Origin of the sequence: Micromonospora sp. HB375, assembly GCF_017872985.1 — a bacterium.
GTDB classification, from domain to species: Bacteria; Actinomycetota; Actinomycetes; order Mycobacteriales; family Micromonosporaceae; genus Micromonospora; species Micromonospora chalcea.
Genome location: NZ_JAGGJO010000001.1, coordinates 5,659,986 through 5,685,670 on the forward strand (window position 1 = coordinate 5,659,986; position 25,685 = coordinate 5,685,670).

Annotated in this window: 22 protein-coding genes; 9 read left to right on the forward strand and 13 right to left on the reverse strand. The window is 73.1% G+C overall.

All coding sequences use genetic code 11. The features are described 5' to 3' along the window. Positions 1 to 9: 9 nt before the first annotated feature. Together J3R08_RS24945 and J3R08_RS24950 are read right to left on the reverse strand one after the other, a co-directional pair. Positions 10 to 549 (reverse strand): HNH endonuclease, encoded by a 540-nt coding sequence (locus J3R08_RS24945; RefSeq protein WP_030502198.1) that lies wholly within the window; start codon positions 547 to 549, stop codon positions 10 to 12. 200 nt (positions 550 to 749) lie between these two features. Then, on the reverse strand, positions 750 to 2,207 hold the full coding sequence (locus J3R08_RS24950) for a D-glucuronyl C5-epimerase family protein (protein WP_209962962.1): 1,458 nt from the start codon (positions 2,205 to 2,207) through the stop codon (positions 750 to 752). A gap of 162 nt (positions 2,208 to 2,369) precedes the next feature. On the opposite strand from J3R08_RS24950, the gene J3R08_RS24955 reads away from it, so the two are divergent. From J3R08_RS24955 to J3R08_RS24965, 3 genes are all read left to right on the forward strand, one after another. Then, positions 2,370 to 3,425: a mechanosensitive ion channel family protein gene (locus J3R08_RS24955; RefSeq protein ID WP_231915658.1), complete on the forward strand. Its 1,056-nt coding sequence runs from the start codon at positions 2,370 to 2,372 to the stop codon at positions 3,423 to 3,425. A gap of 236 nt (positions 3,426 to 3,661) precedes the next feature. Continuing rightward, positions 3,662 to 5,035, forward strand: coding sequence for an MFS transporter (locus tag J3R08_RS24960; protein WP_064448651.1), 1,374 nt, complete (start codon positions 3,662 to 3,664; stop codon positions 5,033 to 5,035). Between the two features lie 78 nt (positions 5,036 to 5,113). Beyond that, positions 5,114 to 5,500 (forward strand): globin, encoded by a 387-nt coding sequence (locus J3R08_RS24965; protein WP_051611386.1) that lies wholly within the window; start codon positions 5,114 to 5,116, stop codon positions 5,498 to 5,500. A 12-nt stretch (positions 5,501 to 5,512) separates the two neighbouring features. Here J3R08_RS24965 and J3R08_RS24970 read toward each other — a convergent pair whose 3' ends face one another. From J3R08_RS24970 to ettA, 4 genes are all read right to left on the reverse strand, one after another. After that, complete coding sequence (locus J3R08_RS24970) at positions 5,513 to 6,097, reverse strand: YbjN domain-containing protein (RefSeq protein WP_043328898.1); 585 nt, start codon at positions 6,095 to 6,097, stop codon at positions 5,513 to 5,515. A 131-nt stretch (positions 6,098 to 6,228) separates the two neighbouring features. Beyond that, a complete protein-coding gene (locus J3R08_RS24975; protein ID WP_043328896.1) occupies positions 6,229 to 6,894 on the reverse strand; it encodes a hypothetical protein in 666 nt (221 codons plus the stop codon). Further along, the gene (locus J3R08_RS24980) at positions 6,891 to 7,334 is read right to left on the reverse strand and encodes a thioesterase family protein (protein ID WP_043328894.1); all 444 of its coding nucleotides are present in this window, start codon (positions 7,332 to 7,334) and stop codon (positions 6,891 to 6,893) included. Before J3R08_RS24980 ends, J3R08_RS24975 begins: the two co-directional genes overlap by 4 nt. Next, complete coding sequence (gene ettA, locus J3R08_RS24985) at positions 7,327 to 9,003, reverse strand: energy-dependent translational throttle protein EttA (RefSeq protein ID WP_043328893.1); 1,677 nt, start codon at positions 9,001 to 9,003, stop codon at positions 7,327 to 7,329. The genes J3R08_RS24980 and ettA overlap by 8 nt, the downstream gene beginning before the upstream one ends. A 213-nt stretch (positions 9,004 to 9,216) precedes the next feature. On the opposite strand from ettA, the gene J3R08_RS24990 reads away from it, so the two are divergent. The 4 genes from J3R08_RS24990 (at position 9,217) to otsB (ending at position 14,029) form a co-directional block, all read left to right on the forward strand. After that, on the forward strand, positions 9,217 to 9,501 hold the full coding sequence (locus J3R08_RS24990; protein WP_113974807.1) for a hypothetical protein: 285 nt from the start codon (positions 9,217 to 9,219) through the stop codon (positions 9,499 to 9,501). Next, positions 9,498 to 9,890, forward strand: a complete 393-nt coding sequence (locus J3R08_RS24995; RefSeq protein ID WP_051611384.1) for a hypothetical protein — start codon at positions 9,498 to 9,500, stop codon at positions 9,888 to 9,890. Before J3R08_RS24990 ends, J3R08_RS24995 begins: the two co-directional genes overlap by 4 nt. A gap of 141 nt (positions 9,891 to 10,031) precedes the next feature. After that, positions 10,032 to 11,432 (forward strand): trehalose-6-phosphate synthase, encoded by a 1,401-nt coding sequence (locus J3R08_RS25000; RefSeq protein WP_043328887.1) that lies wholly within the window; start codon positions 10,032 to 10,034, stop codon positions 11,430 to 11,432. Beyond that, positions 11,429 to 14,029, forward strand: coding sequence for a trehalose-phosphatase (otsB, locus tag J3R08_RS25005; RefSeq protein WP_043328885.1), 2,601 nt, complete (start codon positions 11,429 to 11,431; stop codon positions 14,027 to 14,029). Before J3R08_RS25000 ends, otsB begins: the two co-directional genes overlap by 4 nt. 219 nt (positions 14,030 to 14,248) lie before the next feature. Here otsB and cobA read toward each other — a convergent pair whose 3' ends face one another. The 3 genes from cobA to cobC are packed head-to-tail and all read right to left on the reverse strand — an operon-like array spanning position 14,249 to position 17,639. After that, positions 14,249 to 15,490, reverse strand: coding sequence for a uroporphyrinogen-III C-methyltransferase (gene cobA / locus J3R08_RS25010; protein ID WP_209962965.1), 1,242 nt, complete (start codon positions 15,488 to 15,490; stop codon positions 14,249 to 14,251). Further along, a complete protein-coding gene (gene cobT / locus J3R08_RS25015) occupies positions 15,487 to 16,557 on the reverse strand; it encodes a nicotinate-nucleotide--dimethylbenzimidazole phosphoribosyltransferase (RefSeq protein WP_209964414.1) in 1,071 nt (356 codons plus the stop codon). Before cobT ends, cobA begins: the two co-directional genes overlap by 4 nt. Beyond that, complete coding sequence (gene cobC / locus J3R08_RS25020; protein WP_209962966.1) at positions 16,557 to 17,639, reverse strand: Rv2231c family pyridoxal phosphate-dependent protein CobC; 1,083 nt, start codon at positions 17,637 to 17,639, stop codon at positions 16,557 to 16,559. The genes cobT and cobC overlap by 1 nt, the downstream gene beginning before the upstream one ends. A gap of 121 nt (positions 17,640 to 17,760) precedes the next feature. On the opposite strand from cobC, the gene J3R08_RS25025 reads away from it, so the two are divergent. Beyond that, positions 17,761 to 19,893 carry a transglycosylase domain-containing protein gene (locus J3R08_RS25025; protein WP_069087290.1) on the forward strand — a complete coding sequence of 711 codons (2,133 nt, stop codon included), beginning with the start codon at positions 17,761 to 17,763 and terminating at the stop codon, positions 19,891 to 19,893. 112 nt (positions 19,894 to 20,005) lie between these two features. Here the strand turns inward: J3R08_RS25025 and J3R08_RS25030 are convergent, their stop codons facing one another. Next, positions 20,006 to 21,376, reverse strand: a complete 1,371-nt coding sequence (locus tag J3R08_RS25030; protein ID WP_064448657.1) for a cobyrinate a,c-diamide synthase — start codon at positions 21,374 to 21,376, stop codon at positions 20,006 to 20,008. 134 nt (positions 21,377 to 21,510) lie between these two features. On the opposite strand from J3R08_RS25030, the gene J3R08_RS25035 reads away from it, so the two are divergent. Next, positions 21,511 to 22,335 carry an SURF1 family protein gene (locus J3R08_RS25035; RefSeq protein WP_043330989.1) on the forward strand — a complete coding sequence of 275 codons (825 nt, stop codon included), beginning with the start codon at positions 21,511 to 21,513 and terminating at the stop codon, positions 22,333 to 22,335. A gap of 10 nt (positions 22,336 to 22,345) precedes the next feature. On the opposite strand, the gene J3R08_RS25040 is transcribed toward J3R08_RS25035, so the two are convergent. The 3 genes from J3R08_RS25040 to J3R08_RS25050 form a co-directional block, all read right to left on the reverse strand. Next, positions 22,346 to 23,929 (reverse strand): ATP-dependent DNA ligase, encoded by a 1,584-nt coding sequence (locus J3R08_RS25040; protein ID WP_209962968.1) that lies wholly within the window; start codon positions 23,927 to 23,929, stop codon positions 22,346 to 22,348. 86 nt (positions 23,930 to 24,015) lie between these two features. Continuing rightward, positions 24,016 to 24,222, reverse strand: coding sequence for a hypothetical protein (locus J3R08_RS25045; RefSeq protein WP_030273275.1), 207 nt, complete (start codon positions 24,220 to 24,222; stop codon positions 24,016 to 24,018). A gap of 78 nt (positions 24,223 to 24,300) precedes the next feature. Beyond that, a complete protein-coding gene (locus J3R08_RS25050; protein WP_064448658.1) occupies positions 24,301 to 25,665 on the reverse strand; it encodes a dipeptidase in 1,365 nt (454 codons plus the stop codon). Positions 25,666 to 25,685 lie beyond the last annotated feature (20 nt).

The following is a 25,685-nucleotide window of genomic DNA, read 5'->3' on the forward strand; positions in this document are numbered from 1 at the left end:
GCGCTCCGGTCAGGCCGCCTCGGACTCGGGCTCGCGCAGGTCGAGCCAGTCCGCCCAGCGCGGGTCGGGCGCGCGGTGCCCGAGAACCCGCCAGGCCGCCCCTTTCGGGGCGGCCGGCAGGTGGTGCAGCCGCCAGCCCAGCTCGGCCGGCGTCTTGTCGCCTTTGGTGTGGTTGCACCGCGCGCACGCGGCGACCACGTTCTCCCAGGCGTGCCGGCCACCCCGGCTGCGCGGGAACACGTGGTCGATGGTCTCCGCCGGCCCCCGGCAGTACGCGCACCGCCACCCGTCGCGGGCGAACACGGCCCGCCGGGACAGCCCGACGTGGGTGCGGTAGGGCACCCGGACGTAGCGGGTCAGGCGTACCACTGAGGGCACCGGTAACGCGTTGCGCGCGCTGTGCAGGATGCCCTCACCGTCGGCGACGCAGATCGCCTTGGCGGAGAGCACGAGGATCGCGGCACGACGCACCGACACGACGCACAGGGGTTCGTAGGTGGCGTTGAGAACGAGCGCACCGGAGCCCGCCGTGGGTCGTATGTCAGGCATCGCGCTCACCCTCCCGGTCCAGCCGCTCCCGCCGTCTGCGCGCCGGAACCGCCCGCGAACAGCGCGGAACGAATTCCGACGCCGGCCGGATCACCGACGTCCGTTGCGCCAATAGTCCCTGATCGCGCCCTCGATTGCACGCACGAATCTGCAAGCGGCCCACCGGATCACCCGCACCGGGGCGGTCCGGCGCGCTCGCGCTACGCCGTGCCCACGCTACGCAGGGTGCCCAGCCGGACCCACTGGCCCTCGTGCGGGCCGGCGGCCAGGCGGTAGTGCTGGACGCCGTCGATGGCGGCGCGCAGATCCACTGTCACGGTGTCACCGACGGCGAGGCCGGCGGTCACCGCCGTCACCTTCCCGGCGTCGTCCAGGGAGTACGCCCTGCCGGGCGCGGCGACGACCACCGCCGAGCGCGGGATGCGGTAGCCGATCGGCGCCGCTCTCCCGATCTGGTACGACCGGCCGGGGATCTCCTGGACCAGGTAGCCGCTCAGGCTCCCCTCGCTGATGTCGTACCAGATGCCGGTCTGCCGCATCACCTTGTGCCGTTCCGTGGAGGCCGCCTCGGTCGGCCTGGTCAGGGAGATCCGCTTGCGGTCCAGGACCGTGCCGGCCGCGTCGAACTTGTAGCCGACGTGGTCCCCCGGGGCGAGCCGGATCGTTCCGGACACCCCGTAGGTGGGGTGGTCGGAGTAGAACAGGTCCATGATCCCGGCGAATGTCGGGTCGCCGGTGATCGCGTGCAGCACGGCGTGCTGGATGATGTGCGTCGAGTGGTACATGCCCGCGTCCTTGCGGTGGGTGAGGCAGTACCGGCTCCGCCACTGGCGGGTGCGGACGAGGTGGTGGGCGTCCCGGGCGGTGGTGATCGCGCCCTGGAGCATCTGGCGGGCCCGGGCGTCGCGGCTCAGGCTCCAGTAGTCCCAGAGCCCGAAGGCCGAGAAGACGTGCCCGTTGTAGGTCTGGTCGCCGCGCACCCGCGTCGGGTGGGCGTACTCCTCAAGCCAGAGCAGCCCGTCCTTGACGTACACCCCCCACGGCAGGCCGCCCACCGGCGGGAGCAGGTAGGACGCGAACGTCGAGTCGGCCGCCTGCCGCCAGTGGGTGCGCTCGCCGACGATCTGCGCCAGCCGGACGAAGAGGCTCATCGCCTGCCCCTGGGCCATCATCGAGTACCACGGCGTCTCGTAGACGTCGGTGCCGCGGTGCATGGCGTGCCGGAACCGGTACGGGTAGAACCAGGCGTCCCGCCGCACGACCCGCCTGTCGATCAGGCGCTGCGCCTGCGCCATCGCCCGCTTGAGGTACACCTGATCGCCGGTGACCCGGTAACTCTCCAGCAGGTTGATGCCGTACTGGGCCTGGGCCACCGGATGGTCGTAGAGCTTCCCGGTGAGCAGCGCCATGCGTACGCCGTGCTCGTCGTGCGTGCCCGTGTCGACGAGCGGGAGCCGCACGCCGCTGTAGTAGGGCCGCTGCCCCTGCGGCAGATCGCGGATCTCGAACGGGTCGCTGCGGAACTTGACCGGCGATTCGGCGGACAGTTTCGCCGCCCCGGTCGCCACCAGCGGCGCGGCGCCGGCCGCCGCCGCCACCACCGTCAGCACCTGACGACGGGACCAGGATCGGCGCGCGCCTAAGAGTTCCTCCGTCATGTCGCTTTTCCCCTTGCTCCGCCCATCTGCGCGCTGGACGGCCAGTCGCGGGGCCCCCGTTTTTGCCGCCCCCCGGTACAACGGAGCAGGAAGCAGGGCGGGTTGCCCGGCCGGCGGTGGGTCCGCGCCGGACGGGCGACGCGGGTGCGGTACGAAAGCACTGTGAATCTCTCCGACCTGATCTCCGCCCTGCTGTCCGCCGTCTCCGACCGGCGGCCGGACTGCCAGGGCAGCAGCTCCTGCGAGTGGGTGTACCGGGTCACCGACTCCGCCTGGTTCGCCGAGAGCAGCTACTGGATCCTGTTCAAGCCGCTGCGGGTGGCGCTGATCCTGCTGCTCGCGGTGGCCGCCCGCTGGGCGCTGCACCGGACCATCAACCGGCTGGTGCGGACCACCACCGACGGCGCGGTGCCGACCATGCTCCGCCCGCTGCGGGAACGGATTCCCAGCGCCACGCTCGACCCGGACCAGTTCGTGCCGGAGCGGCGGCGGCAGCGGGCCGAGGCGATCGGGTCGGTGCTGCGCAGCATGGTCACCGCGTTCGTGTTCGGCATCGCGTTGCTGATGGTGCTCAAGGAGTTCAGCTTCGACCTGGCCCCGCTGCTGGCCAGCGCGGGCATCGCCGGCGTGGCGCTCGGTTTCGGCGCGCAGAGCCTGGTCAAGGACCTGATCGCCGGCCTGTTCATGTTGATCGAGGACCAGTACGGCGTCGGTGACACGGTCGACCTCGGCGAGGCGACGGGCGTGGTGGAGGCGGTGGGCCTGCGGGTGACCACGGTCCGTGACGGCCGCGGGGTGCTCTGGTACATCCGCAACGGGGAGATCGTCCGCGTCGGCAACAAGAGTCAGGGTTGGGCCCTGGTCGTGGTCGACCTGCCGATCGGCTTCGCCGGCACCGAGGAGGCCACGGCGGTGCTGCGTACCGCGGCGGCGTCGGTGGCGCTGGACCCGGAGCTGGCGCCGAAGATCGTCGAGGCGCCGGAGGTCCTCGGCGTCGAGCAGATCACCGTGGACGGCACGGTGATCCGTACCGTCGTCAAGACCACCGCGGACGGGCAGTTCGCGGTGGGCCGGGAGCTGCGCCGCCGCCTCGCCGAGGCGCTGGAGAACTCCGGGATCACGGCGCAGATCGCGGCGGCCCGGCTCTTCCCCGGGCTGCCGCCCCAGACGCCGGCGACGCCCACGGCCGAGGGCACGGGGACCAGCGGACCCACCTGAGTCGCCGGACAAGCCGGACTATTTTCCGGGGGTCGCGCTCCGCGCGGCCCCTCGGGTATCGTCCGTTCGGTTCAGTCGGAGATGCGACGATCAATCCGTTCACCCTAGCCAGTTGTCAGACGATCGGGCAGAATCCGGTGAACACGCTCCACCGGGGAGCGTGCTCGTGTCCTCGCTGATCGGTTGATCTGACGACGGTTCCCGGTCGGGCCATCACAAGTGGTCGACCAGGAACGATGGAGGCGACGGTGTCCGACGAGCGACCCGCCCAGGAGGGCCCGGCCACCTTCCGCGACGTGTTCGGTCAGCCGGAGTTCCGGGCGCTCTTCGCCGCCAACATCCTCTCCTGGGTCGGCGACTATCTCGCCAAGGCCGCGGTCACCGTGCTCGTGCTGCGCGAGACCGAATCGGTCGCGCTCTCCGCCGCCGCGTTCGCGGTCAGCTATCTGCCCTGGCTGCTCGGTGGCCCGTTGCTCTCCGCGCTCGCCGAGCGGCACCGCTACCGCCGGGTCATGGTGATCTGCGACCTGATCCGGATGGCGCTGATGGTGCTCGTCGCCATGCCGTTCATGCCGGCCTGGTCGGTCCTCGCGCTGATCTTCCTGGCCACGCTCGCGAATCCGCCGAGCCAGGCGGCGCGCTCGGCGGTGATGCCGCAGATCCTCACCGGCGACCGGCTGGTGGTGGGCCTGTCCGCGTTCACCAGCGCGTCCCAGGCCGCCCAGGTCGTCGGCTACCTGATCGGCGCGACCATCGCCGCGCTGAACCCGAACGCCGCGCTGCTCGTCAACGCGGCGACCTTCGCCCTGTCGGCCCTGCTGGTCCGCGTCGGCGTACGCGACCGGCCGTCGACGATGACCGCGAAGCACCGCAGCCACCTGCTGCGGGAGACCGGCCAGGGCTTCCGCATCGTCTTCGAACGGCCGGTGCTGCGGGCCATCGCGATGCTGGTGTTCAGCGCGATGCTGTTCTCGATCGTCCCCGAAGGGCTGGCCGCCGGCTGGGCCGCCGAGCGCACCGACGGCACGATGGACGCCGGCACCGCCCAGGCGGTCATCATGGCCGCCGGTCCGGTCGGATACGTCCTCGGCGGGGTGATCATCGGGCGGCTGATCGCCCCGGCGCGCCGGTTGGCGCTGATGCGGCCGCTGATGGTGATCGCGCCGGCGGTGCTCGTGCCCGCGCTCCTCGACCCGGCCCCGTCCGTGGTGGCGTTGCTCGCCGCGGCGTGCGGCTTCGCCGTCGCCGGGCTGGTGCCGGTCGCCAACGGGCTGTTCGTGCAGGCCCTGCCGGACGGCTACCGGGCCCGGGCGTTCGGGGTGATGGCCACCGGCACCCAGGTCATCCAGGGCGCCGCGGTGCTCGCCACCGGCGCCCTCGCCGAGCGGTTCTCCGTCCCGTCGGTGGTCGGCGCGTGGAGTGCGGCGGGCGTGCTGCTGATGCTCGTCGCGGCGTTCGCCTGGCCTCGGCCGCGCACCATCGACGCGGCGATCGCGGCTGCCCGCGCCGAGTCGGCCCCGGACGCCGCCGCGCCCACGCACGCCGCGCGTGGCCCGGCTGCGGGCGACCGGGGCCGGGAGCACGGCCGGCGCCGGCACGCGGTGACGTGATCCGCGCCGCCCCGCGGGCGGGCGCGACCGCGGGGGCGCACCTGGCAGGATGGAAGCGTGACTTCCCCAGGCGAGTCGATGACCCTCTTCGAGGCGATCGGCGGTGAACCGGCCTTCCGCAAGCTGGTGGACGAGTTCTACGCCGGCGTCGCCGAGGACCCGCTGCTGCGGCCGATGTACCCGGAGGAGGATCTGGGCCCGGCGGCGGACCGGCTGACCCTCTTCCTCATCCAGTACTGGGGTGGGCCGCACACCTACTCCGAGCAGCGCGGGCACCCCCGGCTGCGGATGCGGCACGCCCCGTTCCGGATCGGCGCCGCGGAGCGCGACGCCTGGTTGCTGCACATGCGCCGGGCGGTGGACGCGCTGGACCTGCCGCCGCAGCTCGCCGGCGCGCTCTGGGACTACCTGGAGCGGGCCGCCTACTTCATGGTGAACGTGATGGAGGACCCGGCGGCCGGCTGAGCCGCCCGGCTCTCAGAGCAGCGCGCCCTCGTCGTGCAGCCAGTCGACGAACGTGGTGGCGACCGCGGCGCCGCAGTCGAGCATCTCGACGAGCAGCGCGTCGTGGGCCCCGGCGCCGAGCGGGACCTGGAGTTCGGCGTAGATCGGGAGCTGGCCGCGCTCGGTCGGGTCGCCGATGTACGCCTTGCAGAAGCGGCGGGTGTGGTTCCACTCGTTGACCACCCGGTACGCCCGGTCGGCCCAGTCCGGCGGGACGGTGGCGTGCGGGCGGGCCCGCATCACCAGGATCTCGTCCTCCGGGCCCTCCAGCGCGACGAGCACGGCGTGCCGCTCCCACATGGCCAGCAGGTTGCCGCCGCCGTCGGCCAGGTAGCGCACGTCCAGCAGGTCGAGCGCGTCGCAGACCCGGCTCAGGGTGACCGGGGCGACAGTGGCCGGCATGTCCGCCAGGGCCGGGCGCTCGGGTGCCGGCGCGTCGTCTCCCGGCTGACGCGGGGTAGGTGGCCCCACCCGGATGGTGTCATCCACTGTGACTCCGCTTCGAGTCTCCGGTTCGCCGCCAGCGGCGGGACCAGGGCGCCATGACCACCACGGCATCGCTCGCGCACCTCACTCCCCAGCGGATCCAATCGCCTACGGTGCGTTGGATCCGAGGAAGGACGGTACCCGGACAGGCGGCATGAGGCATCCCCCCAACGGCCGCCCCAAACCGGAAGGCCGATGATGGGTCATACTTTCGGCTGACCCGGCATCGGCCTGAGTGCAAGATCGGCGACGGTACGCGACCACACCGCCCCGAACGGACCGACGAGCCCGACCCACCGGCCGGCGACCCGCACCTGAACGTCGTCCTCGCCGCTACCGGCGAAGCCCATCCGGACCAGACCCTGCACCAGCCGCTGCGACACCTCCACCGGCGTGCGCGGGTCCTCGTCCGGCGTCACCACCACGGCGACGTGGTCCAGCAACGCGTCCCGCAGCACCCGCTGACCCACCGCGCGGCCGGCCACCCCGTGCGTGGCCGCCTCGCGCAGCGTCCCGGCCGCCGCCTCCGCGATCCGGCGCAACTCCGCGCCGGGCAGCGTCTCCACCACGCGGCTGGCAGCCGGTGGGAGCTGCCAGCGCCAGCCGTCGTCCCGCCGTACCGGCAGCGCCGCGCCCCCGGCGGAGAGTTCGGCCAGCAGCTCCCCCGCGGCCACCGTGACGTCACCGGGGGCGGCGCCGGGCACGGTACGGACCACGAGCACCCCCCAGGGCAGCCGCGCCCAGAGCGCCGTACGCCCGGCGCCGGGCACCGGCCGCAGGCGGACCACCGTGGCCGGGTCGAACCGGACCAGCCGGGCCAGGAAGGCCCCCGCGTCGGCCACCCCGGTCAGCCCGTGCCCGGTCGTCATCCGCTCAGCCCCGGCGCGTAGCGGAGCAGGAACGCGCGCTCGTCCGGCGAGATCCGGCGTGGCCGCTGGGCGGCGAGGTCGAACGGCACCAGCACCGACCGGGCGGTGCTGGCCAGCGTGTCGCCGTCGTACAGCTCGTAGGCGACCGAGAACGAGGCGTTGCGGATCTGGTCCACCCACAGCTCGATCCGCACGGTCGGGGCCGCCTCCGCGCTGGCCCGGCCGAGCGCGTAGTCGACCGGGCGCAGGTAGTCGACCTCGTGCCGGCGGATGACCACCCCGTCGGCGAACGAGCCCACTCCCCACGCCCGGCCACCGGCGAACATCATCGCCACCCGGGCCTCCTCGTAGAGCGTGAGGAAGCGGGCGTTGTTGACGTGGCCGTACGCGTCCAGGTCGGACCAGCGCAACGCGCAGTGGTAGACGAAGCGGTCAGTCACGGGTGAGCTTGCGGTAGGTCACCCGGTGCGGCCGGGCCGCCTCGGCGCCGAGCCGGTCGATCTTGTTCTTCTCGTACGCCTCGAAGTTGCCCTCGAACCAGAACCACTTTGCCGGGTTCTGGTCGTCGCCCTCCCAGGCCAGGATGTGCGTGGCGACCCGGTCCAGGAACATCCGGTCGTGGGAGATGACCACGGCGCAGCCGGGGAACTCCAGCAGCGCGTTCTCCAGGCTGGACAGCGTCTCCACGTCCAGGTCGTTCGTCGGCTCGTCGAGCAGGATCACGTTGCCGCCGATCTTCAGCGTCAGCGCCAGGTTGAGCCGGTTGCGCTCGCCGCCGGAGAGCACCTTCGTCGGCTTCTGCTGGTCCGGCCCCTTGAAGCCGAACGCCGCGATGTACGCCCGGGACGGCATCTCGACCTTGCCCACCATGAGGTGGTCCAGCCCGTCGGAGACGACCTCCCAGACCGTCTTGTCGCCGTCCAGGCCCTGCCGGTTCTGGTCGACGTACGACAGCGAGACCGTCTCGCCGACCCGGACCGAGCCGCTGGTCGGCTGCTCCAGCCCGACGATGGTCTTGAACAGCGTGGTCTTGCCGACGCCGTTCGGGCCGATGATGCCGACGATGCCGTTGCGGGGCAGCGAGAACGACAGGTCGTCGATCAGCACCCGGTCGCCGAACGCCTTTGTGAGGTTCTGCGCCTCGATGACCGTGTTGCCCAGTCGCGGGCCCGGCGGGATCTGGATCTCCTCGAAGTCCAGCTTCCGGGTCTTCTCCGCCTCGGCGGCCATCTCGTCGTAGCGGTCCAGGCGGGCCTTGGACTTGGTCTGCCGAGCCTTGGCGTTCGAGCGGACCCACTCCAGTTCCTCGGACAGCCGCTTCTTCATCTTGGCGTCGCGGCGTCCCTCGACGGAGAGCCGGGCGGCCTTCTTCTCCAGGTAGGTGGAGTAGTTGCCCTCGTACGGGTAGGCCCGGCCGCGGTCCAGCTCCAGGATCCAGTTGGCCACGTTGTCCAGGAAGTACCGGTCGTGGGTGATCGCCAGGACGGTGCCGGCGTACTTGGCCAGGTGCTGCTCCAGCCACTGCACGCTCTCCGCGTCCAGGTGGTTGGTGGGCTCGTCGAGCAGCAGCAGGTCCGGCGCCTCCAGCAGCAGCTTGCACAGCGCGACCCGGCGGCGCTCTCCACCGGAGAGCTTGGTGACGTCGGCGTCCGGCGGCGGGCAGCGCAGCGCGTCCATCGCGAGTTCGAGCTTGGAGTCGATGTCCCACGCGTCGGCGGCGTCCAGCTCCTCCTGGAGCTTGCCCATCTCCTCCATCAGCTCGTCGGAGTAGTCGGTGGCCATCTGCTCGGCGATGGCGTTGAACCGCTCCAGCTTGGCCTTGGTCTCGGCGACCGCCTCCTCGACGTTGCCGAGGACCGTCTTCTCCTCGTTGAGCGGCGGCTCCTGCGCGAGCATGCCGACGGAGTAGCCGGGCATGAGCCGGGCCTCGCCGTTGCTCGGCCGGTCCAGCCCTGCCATGATTTTGAGGAGGCTGGACTTACCGGCGCCGTTCGGACCGACCACCCCGATCTTGACACCCGGCAGGAAGTTCAGCGTCACGTTGTCGAGCACGACCTTGTCGCCGTGCGCCTTGCGCGCCTTGTCCAGGACGTAGATGAACTGGGCCACGGTGCGGGCTACCTCCGTCGGTTGCGTTCGCGGGCTTGTCGGGTGCGGGGCGCGGGCGTCGATCTCCGCCCGCCGCCGCCGGCCGGGAGCCGGCCGCACGCACGCCGCCGTCAATCCTGACAGGTACGGACCGCCACGCCCACATCACCCCACCCCAGGGGTACGGTGGCGCGCCTCCTTGCCGGCGCGGGTATGACTGAATAGCCTTGGCGTATGACCAAGAAGATCGCCGTGAGCCTGCCGGACGACGTCGCGGAGCGGCTGGCCAAGGAGCCGAACGTGTCCGCCTTCGTAGCGCGCGCCGTGCGTCGGCAGATGGCCGGCGAGCAGACGCGGGTGCTGCTCGCTCGCGCCGGTGTCACGATCACCGACGAGGACGTGGCCCGGGCCCACGCGGAGATGCAGCAGCTCACCGCGAGTATCACGCCCGAGCTTCGTGAGCGGGCCACCCGGCTCCAGTCGGAGGTCCTTGCGGCCAGGGCGAAGGCGCGGCGGTGACGCAGTTCGGCCTGGCGCTCGACACGGCCGCGCTGCTGGCCTATGCCTCGGGCGCCAAGGACGTCGGTGCGAGGATCGCCGAGGCCGCCGACTACGCGCGTGACGTGCTGGTGCCCGCCCTCTGCCTGGCGCATGCCCATCAGCAGGCCACGGCTCCGCAGTGGGAGCTTCTGGAACTGCTGGCCGCCCTGCCGCAGGTGCAGATCACCCCCGTGGAACCTGACATGTGCGCCTACCTCGGAGGCTGGTCGCGGCGGATGACCGGGCGGATGGATCTCGCGCAGCTGGCCATGGAGGCCGCCGCCAATCCGCTCGTGCCGATCGTGACGGACCGGCGGGAGCTGCTCGGTGAGGTGCTGCCGAAGGAGTGGCCGATCATCGACCTCTGAGCCACCGGTGTCGACAAGATCACGCGGTGGGTTCGGCGGTTCTGGGACGGGTAGGTAACTCCGGCACGGGGGAACAGAGGCCGCAGCTACGCTCAGTACGCTCATCGCGGTGGACCCGTCAGTACCCGGAGGTGGCCGATCGTGACCGTCCGTAGCTCCTTTGTCGTAGTGGCCAACCGCCTGCCGGTCGACGAGGTGAGCACACCCGAGGGGCGGCAGTGGCGGCGCAGCCCGGGCGGGCTGGTGACCGCGCTGCACCCGGTGCTCGCCGAGCACCAGGGCACCTGGGTGGGGTGGGCCGGCGGCACCGGCGCCGCGCCCGAGCCGTTCGACCTGGAGGGCATCCGCCTGCACCCGGTGCCGTTGAGCGCCGAGGAGCTGGAGCGCTACTACGAGGGCCAGTCGAACGCGACGATCTGGCCGCTCTACCACGACGCCGTGGAGACACCCGCGTACAAGCGCCGCTGGCGCGAGGCGTACCGGTTGGTGAACGCCCGGTTCGCGGAGGCCGCGGCCGACGTGGCGGCCGAGGGCGCCACGGTCTGGGTCCAGGACTACCAGCTCCAGCTGGTGCCGGCGATGCTCCGCGAGCTGCGGCCGGACCTGCGGATCGGCTTCTTCCTGCACATCCCGTTCCCGCCGATCGAGCTGTTCATGCAGATGCCGTTCCGCACCGAGATCCTGCGCGGCCTGCTCGGCGCGGACCTTGTCGGTTTCCAGCAGCGGCTGGCGGCGCAGAACTTCGTCCGGCTGGCCCGGCACCTGCTCGGCCTGCGCTACGAGGGCCAGATGATCCAGGTCGACGGCCGGCAGGTGAAGGCGGGCGCGTTCCCCATCTCGATCGACACCAAGGAGATGGAGCGGCTGGCCGAGGACCCGGCGATCCAGGCCCGGGCCAAGCAGATCCGCGAGGAGCTGGGCAACCCGAAGACCATCATCCTGGGCGTCGACCGGCTCGACTACACCAAGGGCATCGAACTCCGCCTGAAGGCCTTCCGCGAACTCCTCGCTGACGGAAAGTTGACAGTTCCGGACGCGGTTATGGTGCAGGTCGCCACGCCCAGCCGCGAGCGTGTGGAGCACTACCAGGCACTTCGGGTGAAGGTGGAACGCGAGGTTGGCCGGATCAATGGTGAATTCGGCCGGGTCGGCGTGCCTGCAGTGCATTATCTGCATCAGTCGTACAGTCGCTCCGAACTGGCCGCGATGTACGTCGCGGCCGACGTCATGATGGTGACCCCGCTGCGAGACGGAATGAATCTGGTGGCCAAGGAGTACGTCGCATCGCGCGCCGACCAGGGCGGCGCGCTCGTGCTCAGTGAGTTCGCCGGCGCTGCCACCGAGCTGCGCCAGGCGTTCCTGTGTAATCCCCACGACCCGGACGCGGTGAAGGACGCGTTGCTGCGGGCCGTGCATGTCGAAAAGCCCGAAGCCCGCCGCCGGATGCGCGTCATGCAACGCCATCTGCGCAGCCACGACGTGGGCCACTGGGCCAAGTCGTTCCTCAGCGAGCTCGGCGTCGGAGATACGGAGGCTGCGTGACCTCGCCCGCCCTCGCCGCCGCACACGGCGGCGTGCTGGATCCCGAACTGCGTGCCGCGATCGGCCGCATCGCCCGGGTTCCGCAGCTTCTGGTCGCCTGCGACTACGACGGCACGCTCGCGCCGATCGTCGAGGACCCGAGCAAGGCCGTTCCGCTGCCGGAGTCGGTGGCCGCGGTACGCGCTCTGGCCTCGCTGCCGCAGACCAGCGTCGCGGTGGTCTCCGGCCGCGCGCTGCGCGACCTGGCCACGCTCTCCCGGCTGCCCAGCGAGGTGCACCTCGTCGGCAGCCACGGCTCGGAGTTCGACATCGGCTTCGTCGAGCGCCTCACCCCCGAGCTGATCGCGGTCCGGCACCGGCTCCGCGAGGCGCTGCGGGAGATCGCCGCCGAACATCCGGGCATCCGCCTGGAACGCAAGCCCGCCAGCGTCGCCGTGCACACCCGCGGCGTCGACCCGCACACCGCCGCCCGGGCCGTCGAGGCGGTCCGCAACGGGCCGGCGACCTGGGACGGCGTGACGGTCACCCAGGGCAAGGAAGTCATCGAGCTGTCGGTGGTGGTCACCAACAAGGGCACCGCGATCGACCAGCTCCGGACCCAGCTCGCCGCCAGCGCGGTGCTGTTCATCGGCGACGACGTCACCGACGAGAACGCGTTCGGCAACCTGACCGGGCCGGACGTCGGCATCAAGATCGGCCCCGGCGAGACCCGCGCCGACTACCGGGTGTCCGAGCCGATCGAGGCGGCCCGCGCGCTGGGGCTGCTGCTGGAGACGCGGCGGCACTGGCTGTTCGGCGAGCGGGCGGTGCCGATCGAGCGGCACTCGATGCTCGCCAACGGCCGTACCGTCGCGCTCGTCACGCCGGAAGCGAAGATCACCTGGCTGTGTCACCCGAAGCCGGACTCGGCGGCGATCTTCGCCGACCTGGTCGGCGGCAGCCCGGCCGGGCACTTCACGGTCGGCCCGGAGCGCGGCGGCATCCCGCTCGGCCAGCGCTACCGCAGCAACACGATGACCGTCGAGACCCGCTGGTCCGGCCTGACCGTGACCGACTGGCTCGACCTACCGGTACGGCAGACCACGCCGGACGACCCGGCCGTGGTCAGCGGCGACTCCACACTGGTCCGGGTGCTCAGCGGCACCGGGCGGGCCCGGGTCGAGTTCGCGCCACGGCCCGAGTTCGGCCAGGTCGCGGTGCAGCTCCAGCCGCTCGACGACGGCCTGCTGGTGCTCGGCTCCAACGAGCCGGTCGCGCTGCACTCCCCCGGCGTCGAGTGGGAGGTCACCAACGACGCCGGGTACGAGACCGCGAAGGCGGTGGTCGACCTGTCGGCGGCCGGCGGCCAGGTGGTGCTGGAGCTGCGCTTCGGCACCCAGAGCCTGGAGCCGCACCGGCTGCCGGTGCACGAACGGCAGGCCGCCGCCGAGCAGCCCTGGAAGGACTGGGTGGCCTCGCTGCGGCTGCCCGCCACCGCCCGGGACCTGGTCGCCCGCAGCGCGCTGACGCTGCGCGGGCTCTGCCACGAGCCCACCGGCTCGATCCTCGCCGCGGCCACCACGTCGCTGCCCGAGGAGCTGGGCGGTGTCCGCAACTGGGACTACCGCTACTGCTGGCTCCGGGACGCCGCGATGACCGCCCGCGCGCTGGTCGACCTCGGCTCCACCGAGGAGGCCGAAGGTCTGCTGCGCTGGATCGACGGCGTGGTCGAGCGCACCGGCGGGCACCCGGAGCGGCTGCACCCGCTCTACACGGTGGACGGCTTCGAGCTGGGCGCCGAGGCGGTCATCGACACGCTGCCCGGCTACGCCGGCTCCCGGCCGGTACGGGTCGGCAACCTCGCCAACCACCAGCTCCAGCTCGACGTGTTCGGCCCGGTCGCGGACCTGATCGCGGCAGTCGCCGACGCCCGGGGCTCGATCCGGGACGACGAGTGGCGGGTGCTGGAGAACATGGTCGAGGCGGTACGCCGCCGCTGGCACGAGCCCGACCACGGCATCTGGGAGGCCCGCCTCCCCCCGCGGCACCACGTCTTCTCCAAGGTCATGCTCTGGATGACCGTGGACCGGGCGCTGCACGTCGTACGGCGGCACGGCGGCGAGGACCGGCCCGAGTGGGTCGAGCTGCGCGACCGGATCGCCTCGAACGTGCTGGAGCACGGCTGGCACCCGGAGGCCGAGGCGTACAGCGTCGCCTACGGCTACGAGGAGATGGACGCCTCGTCGCTGTGGATCGGCATCTCCGGGCTGCTCGCCGGTGACGACCCGCGCTTCCTCTCCACCGTGCTCAAGATCGAGGCGGAGCTGCGCAGCGGGCCGGTCGTCTACCGGTACCACTGGGACGACGGCCTGCCCGGCCGGGAGGGCGGCTTCCACATCTGCACGTCATGGCTGATCGAGGCGTACCTGCGCACCGGCCGCCGGAGCGACGCGGAGGAGCTGTTCACCCAGATGGTCGACACGGCCGGGCCGACCGGGCTGCTGCCGGAGCAGTACGACCCGCTGGCCGAGCGCGGGCTGGGCAACCACCCGCAGGCGTACAGCCACCTGGGCCTGATCCGCTGCGCCCTGCTGCTGGACAACATGCTCAAGCAGTAACGCCGTACGAGGGCGGCGGCGGGGACCCTCCGGTCCCCGCCGCCGCCCTCGTTCCATCCCCGCCCCGCCCCGCCCCCGCCCGCCCCGCCCCGCCCCCGCGATCTTGCAGTTGCGGCCCGGGCAAAGGTGGCCGAAACGGGCATCCCGCGGGCACGAAGTGCAAGATCGACGCGCTCGGGGCGGGGCGGGGCGGCGTAGGGCGAGGGCGAGGGCGGAGGGTCAGGCGGGGGTCAGGGCGTGCACCACGTCGCCTACCACCACGATCGCGGGTGGGCGCAGGGCGGCGGCCTCGACGTCGGCGGCGACCGCGCCGAGCGTGGAGCGCAGCGTGCGCTGGGCCGACGTGGTGCCCTCCTGGATCACCGCGGCCGGGGTGTCCGCCAGCTTGCCGTGCGCGATCAGGGTGGCGCTGATCGCGGCGAGGTTCTTCAGCCCCATCAGGATCACCAGCGTGCCGCGCAGCCCGGCCAGGGCGTCCCAACGCACCAGCGACGCGGGCGCGTCGGGCGCGAGGTGCCCGGAGACCACTGTGAACTCGTGCGCCACGCCCCGGTGCGTCACCGGCACGCCGGCCACCTCGGGCACCGCGATCGCGCTGGTCACGCCGGGTACCACAGTCACCGGTACGCCCGCCTCGGCGCAGGCCAGCAGTTCCTCGCCGCCCCGGCCGAAGACGTACGGGTCGCCGCCCTTGAGCCGTACCACCACCTTGCCGGCCCGGGCCCGGTCCACCAGGATCCGGTTGATCTCCTCCTGGGCACGCGACGGCCCGTACGGGATCTTGGAGGCGTCGACCAGCTCGACGTCGGGGCGCATCTCGTCCAGGAGCAGTCCGGGCACGAGCCGGTCGGCGACGACCACCTCGGCCTCGGTGAGCAGCCGCCATCCCTTCACGGTGATCAGCTCCGGGTCGCCCGGACCGGATCCGACGAGCGCGACGCGGCCGCCGGTGTTAACAGGGGTCCCTTCCTCTACCGCAGGCGTTAACGGGGGGCCCTTCCTTCCGAGCAACTCCCGGACGGCGTCGCGGACTGCCATCGCGCGGCGGGGGTCGCCGCCGCCGAGGACCGCCACCGTCACCGGGCCGTGCCGGGTCACCGCCGGCGTCCACGCGCTCGCCGCCGTCCGGTCGTCGGCGCGTACGCAGAAGATCCGCCGCTCGGCCGCGGCGGCGCTGACCGCGGCGGCGGCGGTCCGGTCGTCCACCGCCACCTGGACCAGCCACGCACCGTCCAGGTCACCGGGGGCGAACCGGCGCGGCTCCCAGTGCAGCCGCCCGGCGTCGACGTGGGCACGCAGCGCCGGCGTCAGTTCGGGCGAGACCAGCAGGACGTCCGCGCCGGCGTCGAGCAGCGCCGGCACCCGCCGGGTGGCGACCGCTCCCCCGCCCACGACGACCACGCGCCGCCCGTCCAGCCGCAACCCCAGGGGGTACGGGCTGGGCGACGTCGGTCCGGTCACTTCTCCGCCACCCCGGCGGAGTCGAACGTCGCCACCTCGTGCAGTACCCGGACCGCGCCGGTGACCACCGGCAGGGCGAGCAGAGCCCCGGTGCCCTCGCCGAGCCGCAGCCCCAGGTCGATCAGCGGCTCCAGCCCGAGGTGCCGCAGCGCCGCCGTGGCGCCCGGCTCAGCGCTGCGGTGCCCGGCCACCATGGCGCCCACCGCGTCCGGCGCGAACGCGGCGGCGGCGACCGCGGCGCTCACCGCGATCACGCCGTCGAGCAGCACCGGCACCCGGCGCGCGGCGGCGCCGAGGATCAGGCCGGTCAGCGCGGCGTGCTCCAGCCCGCCGACGGTCGCCAGCACACCCAGCGGGTCGGCCGGGTCGGGCTCGTGCCGGGCCAGCGCGGCCCGCACCACCGCCACCTTGCGGGCGTACGTCTCGTCGTCGACCCCGGTGCCCCGGCCGGTGGCCGCCGCGGCGTCGACGCCGGAGAACGCGGCGATGAGCGTGGCGGACGGGGTGGTGTTGCCGATACCCATGTCGCCGGTGAGCAGGATGCCCGCCCCGGCGTCGATCAGCTCGCCCGCGACCCGGATACCGGTCTCGACGGCCGTGCGGGCCTCGTCCCGGGTGAGCGCGGCGGTGACCGTCATGTCGCGGGTGCCGGCGCGGACGTTCGCGGACACCAGACGCGGCCCGGCCGGGTCGGCGGACTCGGCGCCGGGGATCGGGATGGCCACGCCGACGTCCACCACCGTGACCGAGGCGCCGGCCTGGCGGGCGAACGCGTTCACCACGGCGCCGCCGGCCAGGAAGTTGGCGATCATCTGGGCGGTGACCTCCTGCGGCCACGGGGTCACGCCCTGGGCGTGCACGCCGTGGTCACCGGCGAAGATCGCCACCGCGGCCGGCTCGGGCAGCGGCGGCGGGCAGGCGCCGGCCAGCCCGGCGAGGCGTACCGAGAGCGGCTCCAGGGCGCCGAGCGAGCCCGCGGGCTTGGTCAGCCGCCCCTGCAACTCGCGGGCCGCCGCCATGGCGGCCTCGTCCAGCGGCCGGATCGCCGCGACTGTGGACTCCAGCATCATGCCTCCAGGATCCGTGCCAGCGTCTCGATGAACGCGTCTGTGGTGCCCCTGTCGCGTACGGCGATCCGGAGCCAGTCCGGGCCGAGCCCGGGGAACGTGTCGCCCCGGCGTACCGCCCAGCCGTGCGCGCGCAGCCGCTCCCGCACGTCGGCGGCGCCGGCCACGTGGATCAGGACGAAGGCGGCGGCGGGGCGGCCCGCCACGCGTACCCCGGGCAGGCCGGACAGGCGGGCCACCAGGTGGTCGCGGTCGGCGGCGAGTTCGGCGGCGACGGCGCGTTCGGCGGCGACGGCGGCCGGCGCGGCGCAGGCGGTGGCGGCGGCGAGCGCGGGGGTGGAGACCGCCCAGAGCGGCTGCGCGGCGGCGAACCGGGCCAGCAGCGCGGGGTCGCCGAGCAGGTAGCCGATCCGCAGCCCGGCCAGGCCCCAGGTCTTGGTGAGGCTGCGCACGACCACGAGGCCGGGCAGGTCGCGACGCGCGGCCAGGGACTCGGGCTCGCCGTCGACGCCCGGCGCGGTGGTGGTGTCGGCGAAGGCCTCGTCGACCACGAGCACCCGTCCGGGGCGGGCCAGCGTGGCGATCGCCTCCACCGGGTGCAGCACGGAGGTCGGGTTCGTGGGGTTGCCGATCATGACCAGGTCGGCGTCTTCCGGGACGCTCGCCGGGTCCAGGCGGAAGCCGTCGGCCGGGTCGAGCAGCACCCGGTCCACCCGGTGCCCGGCGGCCCGCAGCGCGGCTTCCGGCTCGGTGAACTGGGGGTGCACCACGACGGGGTGGCGGACGCCGGACAACGCGCGAGCGATCAGGACGAAACCCTCGGCGGCGCCGGCGGTGAGGAGTACCTCTTCCGGGGGTCGCCCGTGCCGGTGAGCGACGGCGGCGCGGGCCGGCGCCGGGTCCGGGTACGCGGCCAGGTCGCCCAGCGCGGCGGTGACCGGGTCGGCCAGCCAGTCCGGCATCGGGGCGCGGCGCACGTTGACCGCCAGGTCGACCAGGCCGGGCGTGGCCTCGGCGTCCCCGTGGTGGCCCAAGTCGGGCTCGTCGAGCGCGGCGGCGCTCCCGGTCGATGGTGCGGGCATGTCCGCGATCCTGCCGGGTAGCCGCCGCCCGGGACAGCGCATCCCGGCGTGGGTCGCGTCACGGTCCGCCGGTTTATGAGTTCTTCTCATTTCCGAATCGGAAATGTCATAGCTTGACCCCGTGAGCAGTCGTCCCCTTGCTTCCGCTGGCCGTCTCGTTCCTCTTCTCCGCGCCGGGCTGATCGCCGGCATCGTGGTCGCCGCCGCCCTGTATCCGCTGGTCGCCGTCACCGGCATCGGGGCCAAGGCCACCGCGCACGCGATCGAACAGAAGACGAGCATCCTCAAGACCGCGCTGCCGGCCGAGACCTCGTACGTCTACGCGCCGGACGGCAAGACGGTGCTGACGATGTTCTACGAGGAGTACCGGCAGTACACCAAGATCGAGAACATGTCGCCGAACATCCAGCAGGCGATCGTCGCCGCCGAGGACAACCGCTTCTACCAGCACCACGGCGTCGACCCGAAGGGCGTGGCGCGAGCTTTCGTCTCCAACGCCCGATCCGGCGGCGTCTCCCAGGGCGCCTCGACGATCACCATGCAGTACGTGCGGATGGCGCTGCGGGACAGCGCGACCACGCCCAAGGAGGTCCAGGAGGCGACCCAGCAGACCAGCCTGCGCAAGGTCAAGGAGATGCGCATGGCGCTGGACATCGAGAAGCACCTGACCAAGGAACAGATCCTGGAGCGCTACCTCAACTCGGCCTACTTCGGCCACCGCGCGTACGGGATCTACGCCGCCTCGCAGATCTTCTTCTCCAAGACCCCGGCCACACTCACCCCGGTCGAGGCGGCCACGCTGGCCGGGCTGGTGAAGTCGCCGTCGGAGTACGACCCGATCACCTCCGACCAGAAGGAGGCCACCGGCCGGCGCAACTACGTGCTGGACAACATGGCCCGCCTCGGTTACCTGTCGCCCGACGCCGCCGCGGCGGCCAAGGGCCAGCCGATCAAGCTGAAGCTGACCGACCCGCCGAACGACTGCGCCGCGATCGACGGCGGGCACCGTAGCTGGGGCTTCTACTGCGACTACCTGAAGAACTGGTGGAGCGCCCAGCCCGCGTTCGGCGAGAACCGGCTGGAACGGATGGACAAGCTGCGCCGCGGCGGCTACCGGATCGTGCTCGCGCTCGATCCGAAGACGCAGGCGGCGGCGGAGAAGAACGTGGGCGCCAAGGACAACACCGGCAGCCCGTTCGCCAACGGCATCGTGGTCGCCGAGCCCGGCACCGGGCGGATCAAGGCGATGGCGGTGAACCGGAACTACTCGCTGGATCTGGCCGAGAACCCGAACAGCTCGAACCCGGAGGCCGGACCGAAGGTCAAGGCGAACTACCCGAACACGGTGGCGCCGCTGCTCGGCGGCGGGACGCTCCCGGGCTACCAGGCCGGTTCGACGTTCAAGATGTTCCCGATGCTCGCCGCGCTCAACGCCGGGATGCCGCTGTCCACCGCGTACGACTCGCCGTACACGTACAAGTCGGCCGTCTACGACGGGTGGGCCCCGTCGAACGCCAGCGGCGCGATGACCGGGCGGCAGACCATGTGGTCCGGCTTCGGCAAGTCGGTGAACACCTACTTCGTCCAGCTGGAGGAGAAGATCGGCGCGGACGCCGGGGTGCGGCTGGCCGAGCAACTGGGGCTGCGCTGGCGTACCGACGTGGACAAGGAACAGGCGTCGCCGGGCAAGGCGAAGAAGTGGGGCGCGTTCACGCTCGGCGTCTCCGACGCCACCCCGCTGGAGATGGCGAACGCGTACGCCGCCATCGCCGCCGACGGGCGCTACTGCGAGGCCATCCCGGTCAACGCGATCATGAACCGGGACGGCACACCGGCCACGTACACCACGCCGGGCGGGGTGCAGCGGGAGGTCGCCAAGCCGCGGTGCCGCCAGGTGGTGAACGCGGACGCGGCCCGGGCCGCCACGGACGCGGCGCGCTGCCCGACCGGCGACACCCCGGCGAAGGGGAGCTGCGGCGGCTGGTCGACGGCCGACAGCGTCCGCGGCACCGTGGGCCGGCCGGTCGCCGGCAAGACGGGTACGACGGACAGCACCCGGTCGGCGTGGTTCGTCGGCTACACGCCGGAGCTGGCGGCGGCGAGTTTCATCGCCGACCCGGACAATCCGTTCAACGCGGTGGGTGACGGGCAGTCGCAGATCCCGGTGAACGCGGTGGCGCAGACCCTGCGGGATTCCCTGAAGGGTCAGCCGACCCGCCAGTTCACCCCACCCTCGGACCAGATAGTCGGCTGACCCGCCCCGATCCGCCCGGGGGTGCGCCCGGGTAGTCGATCAAGGAGTTTGCGTCCGGATCGCCTGATCCGCCGACGCGAGCTCCTTGATCGACGTTTCCGTCACCTTGCGGTCAGGCGGGCGCCGGCACGGGCGCCAGCGCGGCGGCCACCAGCCGGGCGGCGACGTCCGGGTGCGCGGCCCAGTGCGGCACGAGCTGCGAGGCGTGCACGGCCTGCCGGACGAACCCCTCCGGGTTGCCGCCCTCCCAGCGCCAGGCCGGCCGCTCACCGGCGCGCGGCGTGAGCACTGCCGCGTGCTGCTTGTGCCCGGTCACCGTCGTACCGGCCGGGGCCACGACGCTGTCCGTGACCGCCGTGGCCGTGCGGTAGCCGACCACCAGGCCGTCCCGGACCGTGCCGACCGCGTCGAGCACGCCGCACATCGGCAGGCCGTCCAGCTCCCGGGCCAGCCAGAGCAGGCCGGCCCCCTCGGCGATCACCGGACGGCCCGAGCGGGCCAGCTCGGCCACCGCGATGCAGAGGCGGCGGTTGGCGGAGAGCTGCTCCGCGTACGTCTCGGGCAACCCGCCGCCGACGACGAGCGCCCGCGCCCCGGCGGGCAGCGCCTCGTCGCGCAGCGGATCGAGCGTGACCACCTCGGCGCCGGCGGCGCGCAGCAGCTCGGCGACCTCCGGGTGGCTGTAGGCGCCGGCCGGGCCGCCGGCCAGCGCGACCACCGGGCGCTCCGCCGACGCCGCCGGGGCATCGGCCGGCTCCGGCGACCACGCCTGAACGGTGAGCGCCGGGGCGGACCGGGCCAGCACCAGCAGCCGATCGAGGTCGACGGTGGCGGCCACCGCCTCCCCGAGCCGGCGTACGCCACGTTCGGCATCGGCGTCGCCGCGCACCACGGGACCGGTGCCGTACCGCCGGGCGGGCAGCACCGGCGGTAACTCGTGCCGGCGCAGCGCCCCGTAGACCGGCACGCCGACGTCGTCGAGCGCCTCGCGCAGCAGCGCCTCGTGCCGGGGCGAGGCAACCCGGTTGAGGATCACGCCGCCCAGCCAGAGCTCGTCGTCGTACGCCCGGAAGCCGTGCACCAGCGCGGCCACCGACTGGCCCATCGCGGCCACGTCCACCACGAGCACCACCGGGCTACGCAGCGCGGTGGCCACCGCCGCCGTGGATTCGCTCTCCGGCCGCCCGGCGACCGAGTCGTAGAGGCCCATCGTCCCCTGCACCAGGGCGAACCCGGTCCCGGCCGCGCCGTGCGCGAAGAGCGGGACGATCCGCTCCGGACCGACCAGCCTCGGATCGAGCGTGCGCCCGGGACGGCCCGCGGCGAGCCCGAGGTACGCCGCGTCCACCTGGTCCGGCCCGACCTTGAAGCCGGCCACCGGGAGATCCCGGTCGGCGAGGGCCGCCAGCAGGCCGAGAGAGACGGCGCCGGTGCCGTGACCCGAGGAGGGCGCACTCAGCACGACGCGCGGCACGTCGGTCATCATCGACTCCTGATGTGGGTGGTTTCCGCCCGCGTGACCATACCCGTCCGGCCCGGCCCGCGACGTCCGCGCGTACCGCCGTTTCTGCCCGGCGACGGCGAGTGGCATCGCTCATACGGGTAGCCTTGGCCAACGTGTACCGGTTCCTGCTGACCCCGCGCTGGCTCGGCTACCTCGCGCTGACGCTCGTCGCCGCGACGGTGATGGTGTTCCTGGGCAACTGGCAGCTGGACCGCTACCGGGGCCGGACGGCGATCAACGACCGGATCGACGCCGGGGCCACCATGACGCCCGCGCCGCTGCGCGACGCGCTGCCCGCGCCCACCGGCGGCGCGGGTGCCGTCGGTCCCGCTCCGGCCGAGGAGCTGACCTGGAGCCGGGTCACCGCCACCGGCCGGTACGACAGCGCGAACACCGTCCTGATCCGCGGCCGGACCGTCGACCGGACGGTCGGCTTCGAGGTGCTCACCCCGCTGGTGCTCGCCGACGGCAGCGCGGTGCTCGTCGACCGGGGCTGGATCCCGCCCGCCCCGGGGGCAGGCGCGACGGTCCAGCCGCAGGTGCCGGCGGCGCCGGGCGGCGAGGTGACAGTGACCGGCCGGGTGGTCGCCAGCGAGAGCGGCGGGGGCGGGGTCAGCCGGCGCGACGGGAAGCTGGAGGCCCGGCGCATCGACATCCCCCGCCTGGCCGAGCAGCTCCCCTATCCGGTGACCGGCGGCTACGTGCTGCTCGACGGGCAGACGCCGGCCGCCGACCCGGCCTTCCGGGCGGTGCAGATCGGGCACACGAACAACTGGCAGAACTTCGGCTACGTGTGGCAGTGGTGGATCTTCGCGGTGATGAGCCTGTTCGGCTACGGCTGGGTGGCGCGCCGCGAGGCGCGGCGCCTCGCCGGACTGGACAAGCCGGGCGAGCCGGTGGACCGGGCCGCCGAGCCGGCCGCCCCCACCTCCGCCTGAGCCGGACCGGTCAGCCGGTGAGCCGGCCGGCGTGGATGGCGCGGACCGCGTCGATCGTGTCCGCCTCGGCGGCCCTCTTGTCGTGGCGGTAGCGCAGCACGCGGGCGAAGCGCAGGGCCATGCCACCCGGGTAGCGGCTGCTGGTCTGCACCCCGTCGAAGGCGATCTCGACCACCTGCACCGGCCGGACCCGCACCTCCCAGTCGCCCTTCTCCACTGCGAGCGACAGGAACCGCTCGGTCTGCCAGCGCAGCATCTCGTCGGTGAGCCCCTTGAAGGTCTTGCCGAGCATGACGAACTCGCCGGTTCGCGGGTCACGGGCGCCGAGGTGCAGGTTCGACAGCCACCCCTCGCGCCGGCCGCTGCCCCACTCGACCGCGAGCACCACCAGGTCGAGCGTGTGCCGCGGCTTGACCTTGACCCAGGCCGAGCCGCGCCGGCCGGCGTCGTAGGGCGCGGCCGGGTCCTTCACGACCACGCCTTCCTGCCCGGCGTCGACAGCCGCGGCGAACGCCGTGGCCGCCTGCTCCGCGTCGTCCACCTCGATCCGGTCGACGAGCAGCGAGGCGTCGACCGCGCGGGCCAGGGCCGCCCACCGCTCCCGCCCGGGCGCGTCGATCAGGTCGGCGCCGTCGAGGTGCAGCAGGTCGAAGAAGTACGGCGTGAGCACCGGCTCGCCGGTGCGCTCGGCGGCGGCCAGCACAGCGGGCGCGACCTGCGTCGGCCCGGTGGTGCTGGGCGTGGTGCGCCGGGCAGCCCGGCTGGACGTCTCCTGGAACGGCAGCGGCCGGCCGGCCGCGTCCAGCCCGATCGCCTCACCGTCGAGCACCAGCTCGCGGGCGGGCAGCGCGCGTACGGCGGCCACCACCTGGGGCAGCCGGCCGGTGATCTCGTCCAGGCTGCGGGTGAACACGGCGATGTCCGAGCCGGAACGGTGCACCTGGATGCGGATGCCGTCGAGCTTCACGTCGACCATCGCCGGCACGCCGGTGGCGGTGAGCGCCTCGTCGACGGAGGGCGCGCTCTGCGCCAGCATCGGCGCGAGCGGGCGGCCCACCTGGAGGCCGAACCCGGCCAGCGCCGGGGCGCCGCCGGTGAGCGCCGCGACCGCCACCGCGCGCAGGTCACCGGCGAGCAGCAGGGCACGCCGGACGGCCGCGACCGGTACGTCGGCGGCGCGGGCGACCGCGTCGGTCAGCAGCCCGGCCTGCGCGCCCTGCCGCAGCTCGCCCCGGAACAGGCCGGTCAGCAGGCGCTGCTCGTCGGCGGTCGCGGCGGCGAAGAGACGGCCGACGAGATCCCGCCGCCGGGCCTGCGAACCGGAGCCGGCGACGCGGGAGATCTCCTCGATCGCCGCGTCGACGGCGGCGACGGTGAGCGTCGGCTCGGCGGCCGGCGGCGGCAGGTCACGCAGGCCCGCCCAGCCGACACCGGTCTGACGCTGGCGCAGCTCACCGGCGAGATAGCCGGCGCCGGCCGGGATCTCGCCCGGCTCCAGCCCGCGCAGCGCAGCGGCCAGCAGCTCCACCTTGGCTCGTCTGCCGCTGGTGGCGCCGACCGCGGCCGAGGTGGCCGCCAGCTCCACGAAACGCACGCCCATATCCTGCCAGTCACCTGCGACACCGGGGCCGATCCGGCGACCCGGCACACCACACGGGTGGCCGGGTCACCGGCAACCGGTCAGGCCGAGACCGGTTCCTCGATCCGCAGGCCGCGCCCGCGCACGCCCTCGGCGACCCGGGTGAGCAGCGCGTCGAGCGTAACCAGCGCGGCGGAGAGCTCGCCGATCTGTTCGTTGAGCGTGTCCTCGGACCACGCGGAGACGTCGACGTCCCCCAGAGCACGGACGGCGGCCTGAAGCCGCTCCATCTCGTCGTTCGTACGCATGTTCGAAAGGCTATAACACCCCGCCCGCCGACACACCACAAACTCCGACATCGGCCCCGAAGTTACGGTTTCGACACCTCAGCCGCGGTTTCCGGCCTCCGCCACCCGGGCCAGCAGCAGCGCCTCGGCCAGGCACACCCGCGCGAACTCGCCCAGGTGCAGGCTCTCGTTCGGCCCGTGGGCCCGCGCGTGCGGGTCCTCCACCCCGGTCACCAGGATCGCGGCCTGCGGGAACATCTCCTGGAACGTGGCGATGAACGGGATCGACCCGCCCACCCCGATGTCCACCGGGTCGGTGCCGTCCCAGGCCGCCCGGAACGCCGACCGCGCCGCGTCGAACATCGGCCCGGAGGCGTCGATGACGCAGGGCGCGCCGTCGTGCTCGAACGTCACCGACACCTGCGCGCCCCACGGCGCGTGCCGCTCCAGGTGCGCGGTCAGCGCCGCGTACGCCTTCTTCGGGTCGTCGCCCGGCGCGAGCCGTACGCTCAGCTTCGCCTTCGCGGACGGCACCAGCGCATTCGGCGCCTCGCCGGTGGCCGGCGCGTCCACACCGAGGATCGCCAGCGCCGGCTTGGTCCAGAGCCGGTCGGTGATCCGGCCGGTGCCGAACAGTTCCGCGCCGTCGACCAGGCCGGCCTCGGCGCGGAACCGGTCCTCCGGGTAGTCGACGCTGGCGCCCTCGCGGCCGACCAGTCCGTCCACCGCGACGTCACCGGCCTCGTCGTGCAGCGTGCCGAGCAGCTTCACCAGCGCGGTGAGCGCGTCCGGCACCGCGCCGCCGAACATGCCGCTGTGCACCGCGTGGTCGAGCGTGCGCACCTCCACGAAGCAGTTGACGATGCCGCGCAGCGAGGTGGTCAGCGCGGGCACGCCGACGTCCCAGTTGGTGGAGTCGGCGATCACGATGACGTCGGAGGCCAGATCGTCACGGTGCTCGGCGAGCAGCCGCTCCAGCGAGTCCGAGCCGTACTCCTCCTCGCCCTCGATGAACAGCACCACGCCGACCGGGAGCCGGTCGCCGAACGCGCGCAGCGCGGCGACGTGCGCCATGATGCCGGCCTTGTCGTCGGCGGCGCCCCGGCCGTAGAGGCGGCCGTCACGCTCCACCGGCTCGAACGGGTCCGACTCCCACAGCGACAGGTCGCCGACCGGCTGCACGTCGTGGTGCGCGTACATGAGCACGGTGGGCGCGCCGGGCGGGGCCGCCTTCGTGCCGATCACCGCGGGCTGGCCGCCGGACCGGACGATCCGCGTGTCGAGGCCGCAGCCGCGCAGCAGCTCCGCCACCGCCTCGGCGGAACGCTCCACGTGCGAGTGGTCGAAGCCCTCGAAGGCGATGCCCGGGATGCGGACGAGTCGCTCGAGGTCGGCACGGACGCCGGGCAGTTCCCGCTCGACGGCGGCCCGCACCTCGGACTCGGAGAGGATCGGAGTGGTCATGACCGGAATCGTATGCTGGC

What these genes read in the sequence shown, in the direction of transcription:
- J3R08_RS24945 (WP_030502198.1), bottom strand. Translation starts at nt 549, where the DNA reads ATGCCTGACATACGACCCACGGCGGGCTCCGGTGCGCTCGTTCTCAAC.
- J3R08_RS25050 (WP_064448658.1), bottom strand. Translation starts at nt 25,665, where the DNA reads ATGACCACTCCGATCCTCTCCGAGTCCGAGGTGCGGGCCGCCGTCGAG.
- J3R08_RS24960 (WP_064448651.1), top strand. Translation starts at nt 3,662, where the DNA reads ATGGAGGCGACGGTGTCCGACGAGCGACCCGCCCAGGAGGGCCCGGCC.
- J3R08_RS24975 (WP_043328896.1), bottom strand. Translation starts at nt 6,894, where the DNA reads ATGACGACCGGGCACGGGCTGACCGGGGTGGCCGACGCGGGGGCCTTC.
- J3R08_RS25045 (WP_030273275.1), bottom strand. Translation starts at nt 24,222, where the DNA reads ATGCGTACGAACGACGAGATGGAGCGGCTTCAGGCCGCCGTCCGTGCT.
- J3R08_RS24990 (WP_113974807.1), top strand. Translation starts at nt 9,217, where the DNA reads ATGACCAAGAAGATCGCCGTGAGCCTGCCGGACGACGTCGCGGAGCGG.
- J3R08_RS24950 (WP_209962962.1), bottom strand. Translation starts at nt 2,207, where the DNA reads ATGACGGAGGAACTCTTAGGCGCGCGCCGATCCTGGTCCCGTCGTCAG.
- J3R08_RS25030 (WP_064448657.1), bottom strand. Translation starts at nt 21,376, where the DNA reads ATGACCGACGTGCCGCGCGTCGTGCTGAGTGCGCCCTCCTCGGGTCAC.
- cobC (WP_209962966.1), bottom strand. Translation starts at nt 17,639, where the DNA reads ATGCCCGCACCATCGACCGGGAGCGCCGCCGCGCTCGACGAGCCCGAC.
- J3R08_RS24970 (WP_043328898.1), bottom strand. Translation starts at nt 6,097, where the DNA reads ATGCCGTGGTGGTCATGGCGCCCTGGTCCCGCCGCTGGCGGCGAACCG.
- J3R08_RS24965 (WP_051611386.1), top strand. Translation starts at nt 5,114, where the DNA reads ATGACCCTCTTCGAGGCGATCGGCGGTGAACCGGCCTTCCGCAAGCTG.
- cobT (WP_209964414.1), bottom strand. Translation starts at nt 16,557, where the DNA reads ATGCTGGAGTCCACAGTCGCGGCGATCCGGCCGCTGGACGAGGCCGCC.